13 protein-coding genes and 1 pseudogene are annotated in these 8,224 nt (G+C 60.9%); 5 read left to right on the top strand and 9 right to left on the bottom strand.

From position 1 onward, the window contains the following. Both ABZ194_RS29850 and ABZ194_RS29845 read left to right on the top strand, forming a co-directional pair. Window positions 1-182: hypothetical protein (locus ABZ194_RS29850; RefSeq protein ID WP_355600358.1), on the top strand; the 182-nt coding region annotated here is incomplete at its 5' end. Between the two features lie 141 nt (window positions 183-323). Further along, complete coding sequence (locus ABZ194_RS29845) at window positions 324-587, top strand: hypothetical protein (protein WP_355600357.1); 264 nt, start codon at window positions 324-326, stop codon at window positions 585-587. 19 nt (window positions 588-606) lie between these two features. Here the strand turns inward: ABZ194_RS29845 and ABZ194_RS29840 are convergent, their stop codons facing one another. The 4 genes from ABZ194_RS29840 to ABZ194_RS29825 form a co-directional block, all read right to left on the bottom strand. Beyond that, entirely contained in the window at window positions 607-1,170 is a 564-nt protein-coding gene (locus ABZ194_RS29840) for a hypothetical protein (protein WP_355600356.1), read from the bottom strand. 81 nt (window positions 1,171-1,251) lie between these two features. Beyond that, the gene (locus tag ABZ194_RS29835; RefSeq protein WP_355600355.1) at window positions 1,252-1,755 is read right to left on the bottom strand and encodes a hypothetical protein; all 504 of its coding nucleotides are present in this window, start codon (window positions 1,753-1,755) and stop codon (window positions 1,252-1,254) included. A 383-nt stretch (window positions 1,756-2,138) separates the two neighbouring features. Continuing rightward, window positions 2,139-2,462 carry a hypothetical protein gene (locus ABZ194_RS29830; RefSeq protein ID WP_355600354.1) on the bottom strand — a complete coding sequence of 108 codons (324 nt, stop codon included), beginning with the start codon at window positions 2,460-2,462 and terminating at the stop codon, window positions 2,139-2,141. A gap of 505 nt (window positions 2,463-2,967) precedes the next feature. Beyond that, window positions 2,968-3,435, bottom strand: a complete 468-nt coding sequence (locus ABZ194_RS29825; protein ID WP_355600353.1) for a hypothetical protein — start codon at window positions 3,433-3,435, stop codon at window positions 2,968-2,970. 33 nt (window positions 3,436-3,468) lie between these two features. On the opposite strand from ABZ194_RS29825, the gene ABZ194_RS29820 reads away from it, so the two are divergent. Continuing rightward, complete coding sequence (locus ABZ194_RS29820; RefSeq protein WP_355600352.1) at window positions 3,469-3,744, top strand: HNH endonuclease; 276 nt, start codon at window positions 3,469-3,471, stop codon at window positions 3,742-3,744. A gap of 191 nt (window positions 3,745-3,935) precedes the next feature. Further along, on the top strand, window positions 3,936-4,478 hold the full coding sequence (locus ABZ194_RS29815; RefSeq protein WP_355600351.1) for a hypothetical protein: 543 nt from the start codon (window positions 3,936-3,938) through the stop codon (window positions 4,476-4,478). Between the two features lie 5 nt (window positions 4,479-4,483). Here the strand turns inward: ABZ194_RS29815 and ABZ194_RS29810 are convergent, their stop codons facing one another. Both ABZ194_RS29810 and ABZ194_RS29805 read right to left on the bottom strand, forming a co-directional pair. Then, a complete protein-coding gene (locus tag ABZ194_RS29810) occupies window positions 4,484-4,870 on the bottom strand; it encodes a VOC family protein (RefSeq protein WP_355600350.1) in 387 nt (128 codons plus the stop codon). Beyond that, on the bottom strand, window positions 4,867-5,154 hold the full coding sequence (locus ABZ194_RS29805) for a metalloregulator ArsR/SmtB family transcription factor (protein WP_355600349.1): 288 nt from the start codon (window positions 5,152-5,154) through the stop codon (window positions 4,867-4,869). Before ABZ194_RS29805 ends, ABZ194_RS29810 begins: the two co-directional genes overlap by 4 nt. 107 nt (window positions 5,155-5,261) lie before the next feature. Here ABZ194_RS29805 and ABZ194_RS29800 point away from each other — a divergent pair, with 107 nt between their 5' ends. Further along, window positions 5,262-5,396 (top strand): hypothetical protein, encoded by a 135-nt coding sequence (locus ABZ194_RS29800; RefSeq protein ID WP_355600348.1) that lies wholly within the window; start codon window positions 5,262-5,264, stop codon window positions 5,394-5,396. Between the two features lie 261 nt (window positions 5,397-5,657). On the opposite strand, the gene ABZ194_RS29795 is transcribed toward ABZ194_RS29800, so the two are convergent. The 3 genes and pseudogenes from ABZ194_RS29795 to ABZ194_RS29785 form a co-directional block, all read right to left on the bottom strand. Beyond that, window positions 5,658-6,086 carry an IS5 family transposase gene (locus tag ABZ194_RS29795; RefSeq protein WP_355600347.1) on the bottom strand — a complete coding sequence of 143 codons (429 nt, stop codon included), beginning with the start codon at window positions 6,084-6,086 and terminating at the stop codon, window positions 5,658-5,660. Between the two features lie 929 nt (window positions 6,087-7,015). Beyond that, window positions 7,016-7,543 carry a hypothetical protein gene (locus ABZ194_RS29790; protein ID WP_355600346.1) on the bottom strand — a complete coding sequence of 176 codons (528 nt, stop codon included), beginning with the start codon at window positions 7,541-7,543 and terminating at the stop codon, window positions 7,016-7,018. A gap of 410 nt (window positions 7,544-7,953) precedes the next feature. Next, a pseudogene (locus ABZ194_RS29785) lies at window positions 7,954-8,224 on the bottom strand (transposase family protein); the annotation flags it as partial.

The raw sequence follows: 8,224 nt of genomic DNA, 5'->3' as shown, positions 1-8,224 counted from the left end.
TGTCTGAATACCTCATCCTTCAAGGATGTCACCTGGGAAAACAGTGCCTGATAAGTGGTCAAACCTATGTCACGCCCGCACTTCTTGATCAGTACAGCAACCCGTATAGCAACGACCGCTCTTGCGTGATGGGGTTGCTCGCGCGCCGCGCGATGCATGGGCGACAAAGATCGAGTTTATGATCGCTACGACTGAGCCAATAAGTAACTTTCGGTGCCTTCGTCGAGGTTCGAAGATTTCCGGTCGGGCGACCGGAGGGAATCTCACTCTCCGGCCACTCGACCCATAATTCTTGTCGTATCTGCTGCAACAAGGGGACGACGATGCCGCTCGACCCGAAGGCCCACTACTGGACTATGGTCGACATCGCCGAGTACCTCGGCGTGAAGCTGCGCAGCGTCCACACTTGCCGGCTGCGCGGCCAGAAGGGCGAGCCCGGCGGCCTGCCGAAGGGGGACAAGGTCCTCGGCCGGACTCCCGTGTGGAAGCCGGTGCGCGTCATCCGCTGGAACGAGCAGGAGCGTCCCGGACAGGGCGTCGGTGGTGGCCGACCACGCAAATCAGAGACTACGGACGAGGAGTCATGAGTTGAGCCTTAAAAATTAACTATTTTCTCTCTTTGAGAAATAGTGAAAGCTCGGGCGCTAGAGAGTATTCTTTGCCGTCAGGGAGTGTGCCGATGACATCCCGAAGGTTGTGGTTTTGGACGGGAATGAAAAACCATCGCCCCTCGCCTGAATTGTCTTCGTGTATCTTCTGGCGATGGCGTCCTTTGTTGTCGATTATATACAGGTCGCGCACACTTGAATCGGCGCGACCATATACAAATGCCAGGCCTTCATCTTTAACATCGACTGCTGCGTTTAGAGGATGTCCCGAGGGAATCTCGATATCGCAGGCTGGTGTGCCTGTTTGAGTCGGAGAATCCACCAGAACGCAGAATCCTTCGCGTTGGTCACGGAATGTCGACAAGTTCCATTGCTTACCCTCAATGGTTATTGAATCGAGGATTTCTGTAGAAGTTGTTTTGTTTGACGACTGTTCTTGAGCAGGAGAGGAGTTGGGGTCTACTGAAGGCGCAGTAGTGCCAGAGTTGCTGGCCGTACACGAGGTCAGTCCAGTTACCAGAAGAGTTATCCCTAGCAACTTCCTTGCTGCTGTCGTTTTCACTTCTTCCCCGAGAGTTATGTTGAGTTTCCGGGAGGGGTGCTCTAGAGGTCTTGGCGTCAGAGTCCCGGAGCGCTTGTGAAACTAGTTCCAGTACAACCAGACCCGAGCCCAAATGTCGGCGTAGCCGAAGGTCTGAGTCAGGGCCGTGAAGCTGAAGTTACCGTACTGCCAGGCGCTACAAGTTCCTGTTTTGTTACCGTAATACGTAGGGCTTGACCACCTAATGCCTCCAGGCGACGAGTTCATGTGCATCTTGTAGCCGTAGGTCTGGTTATAATTGTCCACATCGTAGCAGATTTGGGCGCTGCTGCTGGCGTGCTCGGCAGTGCTCTGAGCTCCCTGAGACGGGTCATTTTCGTAAAGATTCCAGGGGTCGGAGGATCCCGCAAATTGCTGTACGACCTTGAGGGCGGGGACGGTCCGGTGGTCTGCTGATGTTTTAAAGGGATGGTCGGGATCCCATATGACGGTCGGCTGGTCGATCGGCGGGTCTGTTGGCGTTTGTGCAAACGCTTGGCCCGAAGAGGCGATGACTGCGGCTAATGCAACTGAAAGTGCAGCAATGGTTTTAGGTGTGCGCTTCACATCTCTCCTCGAATGTGGGTAACTTCGACACTCGAGATGCTATTTAATCAAATTGAAGAGATGTAAGCGATTGGTTGTTAAGGGTTATCCGTAAAGGGTGGGTGAGGGTGAAGTTAATATGAGATCGTCAGAATTGGCTACTATTATCCGTTTCACTGGAGCGCTCAGCAGGGTTTGCGGTCTGCCAAGCTGGAAGGCATGGATGCCTGGACCGTGGAGGACGCCGTTGCCCTGCTCCACTTGTCGCTCACCGTGACCGAGGTGCGGGAGATGATCGACTTTCTACACCTTCAGCCATATGGCTCCTACCGTACTGGGCGCTGCGGACGGCCGGCGCCGATCTACGCCCCGACCGCCTTGCAACACGCCCACGCTTTTGTGATTCAAGGACGAGTTGACCTTGCTGTATTTAGGGCCGCACAATTCGGCCTAAGACGTATGCCCAAAGCCCGACCGCTGAGCCGGGTTTTCGCATGCCAGGCAGGCGCGCGGCGCCTCCCCATCGGCCCGTAGACCTCCATGCCTTTTCCATCTGTGAACTGCACGCAGCCGACAGAGGCGAACTCGACTTCCCAGCCGTCATGGACCGTCGTCCATACGTAGCTGTTCGCCGGGACCTCGACGATCCTGTCCTCCAATTCATCAAGGACTCCGTCTTCGTTCACCTCATGTCCGATGACAGAGATCATGGCCCGCTTGGTCTTCATCTGCGCAGGTTGCCATAGATTCCCACGCTGGTTGAGGGAGACACGCAGGGGTAGTGGCCGGCCACCTCGTGGCAGGATCAACCGAATGTCAGGCGGTAGATCGTGTAGCCGAGGACGCAGATGGCACCTACGCAGAGCGCGATCACAAACAGTAACCAGCCGAGCAGCGCGATCACCATCACCAGCCACAGCACGCCAAATAGCACTGTGATCGGGATACGCTAGGCCAGGCGCAATGTCCCGAAGATCACCCGGAACGCTACTCCGATGGGACCTGATAGGGCGTGTCCCCACAGTGGTTTGCGCCACATGCGGCCGACGGCCGCACTCATCTGATTGAGCGCCTCGACGCCTCCCTCGATCTCCTTATTGGCTGGGGCCGCGAAGCCGACCGGAACCCTTGATACGGACCGGACCAGCGCCGACGCTGCTGAAGACCCGGCACTTCCTCCCGACGCCGAGGCGAACCGGCCCAATGTTGCCCGAGATACCCATGTGTCCTCCGTCACCGCACCGGGCAGATGTGTGTCCGGACCGCTTTAAGGATCTTCGTGGCTGTGGCCTCTCCGAATCCTTCGGGATGCTCCGGGGATAGGAAGCGCTGGTTCGTCAGGTCTACCAGCTTTGCCTGATTGTCCGGGCTCTCCTTCGCCGAACTGCACTGGTTACGCGCCCGGTCTATGGCCTTGCCCTCTTTGCCGTTCACGATCTCCGGGTCGATCGCGTTCAACGCCGCGATGAACTTCGCCTGCGTCGCCGGGTCCGGCTTCGGTGGGATCCCGGCATCCGCCTCGATGCTCGACACGACTTCTGAGGGGAGCGCGGAGGGCTGGGCTTGCGAGGGGGCGTGGACGATGCGGTGGTCGCCTCCGTGCTGGAGCTGGATCCACAGTTCGCCATCGTGGCTGCGAACAGCAGGGTGATCACGGTGAGTCGTAACGGTCGCATGGTAGCCACGCAGGCTGTGATCCATTCGGCGTATAACCGGTCCGAGATGGAGGCTGTGATGGCACGGAGTAAGGGACGGGCGGGCCGTTTCTACTGCCGTCTCCGAGACCAGATCCGCGCCATCTCCCGCGTCTGCTGGATCTGCGGGCACGCCATCGACCTCACCCTGTCGCCTCGGCACCCGCTGAGCTGGACCCTCGACCACCTCATGCCACTGTCCAAGGGCGGTGACCCGCTCGACCCCGCCAACGCCCGCTCCGCGCACTACCGCTGCAACAGCGGACGCGGTAACCCGCTCCGCGCACCCAAGCCCACCACCTCACGGCGCTGGTAAGCCTAATGGGGGTGAATCGAGGGCGTTCTGCTTGCTCAGGCAGACTCGATTCAGTAAGCCACCACCAGGTGAGCACTGCTAGCCTCCGGGCCGTTGAGCCCTAAGGTCAGATCGTGCCCCTCCGTTTACCCCTTCGGGCGCGCCAGAGCAGAGCGCTGTTCAAGCGGTGAGGCGGGTCATACGCTCCAGTCGTGGCGGACATCGGCTACTTCGAGGCTTGGCAGATGTGGCTGGACGGCAAGTCCACCTTGGGAAACGACATGTTCGGCCTGCCGATGATCTGGTGGGGTAGGGCTGGGAAAGTCGCGGCCTTCGTCAGCGGTATGACGATCCTGCTCGACATCGCGGGTCCCGGACGTCTCACGTCGTTCGCAGACCGGCTACACGTCCTCATTCAGGCTCTCTGGAGCCGCGCGTTGGTCTACTCGGTTTCGGTCGGCCCGCTTGTCCTGGCGTTCGGCTGGGTCGCCATATGGGACATCGTATGGAGCGTTGACCTCCCCGTACCGGCCGGTGTCCCCGGCTTGAACGTGCTCGTCGGCCTCCTCAAGGTTGTCGCCGTTGTCACGCTGCTCTGTCTAGCCCCCCTGGCTATGGCGGGAACCGTGCTTCTCATCGACAAGGTGTGCGCGAAGCTGCCTACGATCTTCACGCATCCTCGCGCGGTTCACATCCGCATCGTGGCGGCCGTACTACTGATCGCCGGTTTCCATTTCGATCTGCTCGCCTCATAGCACTCCTAGGCCAAGGTCACGACCTGGATCAGGTTTCCGCAGGTGTCGTCGAAGACCGCCATGGTCACCGGCCCCGCCTCCATCGGCTCCTGCGTGAACGTCACCCCCAGGCCGCGCAGCCGCTCGTACTCCGCCCGCACGTCCGCGACCTGGAATGAGGTGGCCGGAATGCCGTCGGCGACCAGCGCCTCCTTGTACGGCTTGACCGCGGGGTGCCCGTCCGGCTCCAGCAGCAGCTCCGTACCCTCGGGGTCCTCCGGTGAGACGACCGTCAGCCATCGGGCCTCGCCCAGCGGGATGTCGTGCTTCTTGGTGAAGCCGAGCACCTCGGTGTAGAAGTCGAGGGCCTTCTGCTGGTCGTCCACGAACACGCTGGTGACGTAGATCTTCACGGCGTTTGTCCTTTCCTCGTGATTGGCCACCGCTCGAAGATGGTGGTCAGGGGAGTGGTGTCGAGATGGTGGAACTTGTATCGCCCCTGCTTGCGCGTCGTGACCAGCCCGGCCTCCTCCAGTATCGCCAGATGCTGGGATACAGCCTGCCGGGTCAGACTCAGCTGGTGTCGACTCGTCAGGCGGACACAGATCTCGAACAGGGTCTGGCCGTCGCGCTCGGCCAGCTCGTCGAGAATGGTCCGCCGGGTGGGATCGGCAAGGGCTTTGAAGACATCACCCATGCGGGGATAATAGGCAAGTCGATACTTGCCTGTCAATGCGGCGCTCTGTTCGACCCGGTTGACGAGCTGTGGAGGCGGATGCCATACCTCGTCCACTGTCGGCCCGGGTGACGGAAGGACTGGCACGGCTCCGCGCGGCCGGGTGGAAGGTGGCCATCGTCACCAACGGGACGGCGGGCAATCAGCCTGGCAAGATCCGGCAGAGGGGACCGGCTAGGGTCGTCGACGCCTACGCTCTCTGAGTGGGCGTCCTGGTCGGTCTTGCTCGGAATGCACGCCTTGATCCCACGCCGACGCAGATGAGTGCGGTTGGCCTTGCCGGTGCAGGCCCTGTCGGCCAGGACCCAGTCCGGACGGGTCCTGGGACGGCCGCCGCCGAGGCGCGCCACCCGGATCTCGCCCAGCACCGGGATGAACTGGGGGGCTGTCGCCCCGGTGCCCGGCGGTCACCACCGCGGCCGGCAGCTTGCGGCCCCGCTCGCAGACCAGATGGGTCTTGGTGGTCAGCCTGCCGCGCGAGCGCCCAGTGCGTGATCGGCCGGTTCGCCGCGCACCCCTCCGGGCGGCTCCTTCTGCAGGTGACCCTGCCGGCGTGCTCCGGCCGCGTGCTGGTGAGCCCGGGCGATGGTGGAGTCCACGCTCACCGTCCAGCCGATCTTCCCGGCAGCGTCCGCACGCGCCTGCAACGCCGCCAGGATCCGGGCCCGGATCCCCGCACGCCGCCGGCGGCGAAACAGGCCGTACACCGTGAACCAGTGGCCGTAGCAGGCCGGCACGTCCCGCCACGGCGCCCCGGTCCGGATCCGCCACCGGATCCCGTTGATCAACTGCCGCCTGCCCCACTTCGGCGGACGCTCCTTACCCGACGCGGCAGGCAGATGCGGCTCCAGCGCCGCCCACTGCGCGTCAGTGAGGTCGTGCCGCCTCGTCACCACTACGCTGGCCGCGAGGTCTCCGGTATTTCGTTCTTCTTGGTCGTTGAACCAACTACCGGAGACCTCTTCGTTCAACGATCATCGACACGCATCACCCACGTGATCTTTTGAAACACGGCCTAGTCTCGCGCTTTCGTCGAGCCGCCTGGATGCAGATACTCGCTCTCGACAGCCATCCAGCCCGCCGCTGGGAACCCAAACGCCTGCGCCTGCTCATGTTCTCCGCTGCCGGCCGCTTGGTCAAAGGCGGATGACGCCTACGGCTGCGTCTGTCCCACCGCTGGAGGTGGGTCGGCCTGATCGCCACCGCGATCGCCCGTCCGCAGACCTTCCCAGCGTTTTGATCAGCACAAACCCATCCCGACACCCCCTGGAAGGAGACCAACCAGGCCCGTGGAACCCCGCCACCCGACGCGACAGCTGGGCGGCGAGTATGGCCACCCGCGAAAAACAAGATTGGCATCGGCCGCTACGCGACCAGAGCCCACTCATGAAAGATCGAGGCTAGAGACTGCTTATACCTCGGGCGATGAGGTTCAGCAGACCGGAGACGCATCGATTCGCACTGCTACTACGATGCCACTGAAAACGAATTGCCTGTTTGCGGGGAAGCAGGAGATGAGGCCATCGCTGTAAAGAACACGCAGGACATCGTCCCGCCTGGTGTTCCAGCCCCAAGTCGACCCTCTGCTTATGCTTAGCCACTGCCACCCTCCGGTGAGGTCCCGAAGCTGCCCTGTTTTGATGGCTTCGTAATCTGTCAGTCTGTAGAAGCAGACGTAGGGGTAAGCACAGGGTGGTAGAGCGGAAGCCGGCTGTGTGGTTACGGTGAGAACAGTCGCCGCAGTGATGGCCGCTGTGGCTGCCATGACACCTGCTTTTCCGAGGAGGCGCATAATGGTTTCCCTCTGTTGCCGTACGGCGCGTCAGCACTGCTGTTGAATCACGTCCACTCTGCTGCCGAACCTGGAAAGATAGTCCGATCCGTAGTCCCTTTCCCGGGCCGGATGTTTTTCGCCGCTAGTGGTGTCTACGAAGCAGACTCCCCGTTTGGTCTTCTCATCGAATTTCACCTGGGAATCGAAAGACCCGACATGGTCTCGCAGGTTGGGCGGCAACGGTCCATCGGGGTCCTTTCCAGGTGTCCATTTCCACGGGTCGCCCACGAAGTTCTGCCTTTCCCACAGGCAAACCGATCTGTCATTGCACTTTGGCCAGGAGGTCGGGGAAGACTGAGGCGGTAGTGTCTCGGGAGCCGGGTCTGCTCCACTCGCCAGAGGAACAATCAACCCGACCAAAACCACGATGGTCCCGATGATGCCGGAGATTATCGTAGTCTTGCTGGCGCGTATCTCCCAGTTAATATTGCTCTTTTTATTTGCTTTTTCGAGTTTCCGGTTCGGGTGATCGTCGCCCGACGGCATGGGTGTGTCGTTTGGCTCTGCACTGGACACCTTGGCCCTCCTCGCCTGTGTTGACTCCACTGCTGACTAAGGCCGCTTTGCCACGCCGGTTGGCTCGGATTCGTCCCGAGAAGTTTGGATCGGACGAACCCTGAAATCGCCTGTCCCAAACGTCACATTATTGTTGCCTGTGACGAAATCTGGGCATTGAGTACCCCTTGTATCTAATGATCGTTTTGCGGATCTCGCCTCAGGGGACAACGCATACTTGTGCGGAGAAGTTCCAGTACCCTTGGACGCCTCATCGATATACTCAATATGACAAAAATGGGTACATTTCACCCATTCATCAAGGCCGATGATCATTGAGCGTTTTTCATCCTGCTTCGCGTAGCTGAGGGACAAGGATGGCTTTGACGAGCTGACCTGTGCGAAAGGGGCACCAGGACGCGCTCACCCGCGCCGATGTACCCCTTGTCGAAGAAGGCGATCAGACCGGCGGCACGCAGCCGGCCGATGATGCCCCAGATCCGCGCGGCCTTCAGATCGTGGATCGAGCCGGGCAGCGAACCGGAGGTCCACAGCAGTGTGCCGTCCGGTGCGCTGATGACCTGGATGTTCATGCCGTGCATCCGGTGCTTGCCGGAATGGTACGGCCGGTCGGCGGCCACCCGGTCGATCGGAATGACGGTGCCGTCGAGAACAACGAAGGCGTACCCGGCGCGTTTGGCC

The organism is Streptosporangium sp. NPDC006007 (genome assembly GCF_040614315.1).
Taxonomy (GTDB): domain Bacteria; phylum Actinomycetota; class Actinomycetes; order Streptosporangiales; family Streptosporangiaceae; genus Streptosporangium.
The sequence above is the reverse complement of the archived record's forward strand: the minus strand, read 5'-3'. Positions and strand labels throughout refer to the sequence as shown.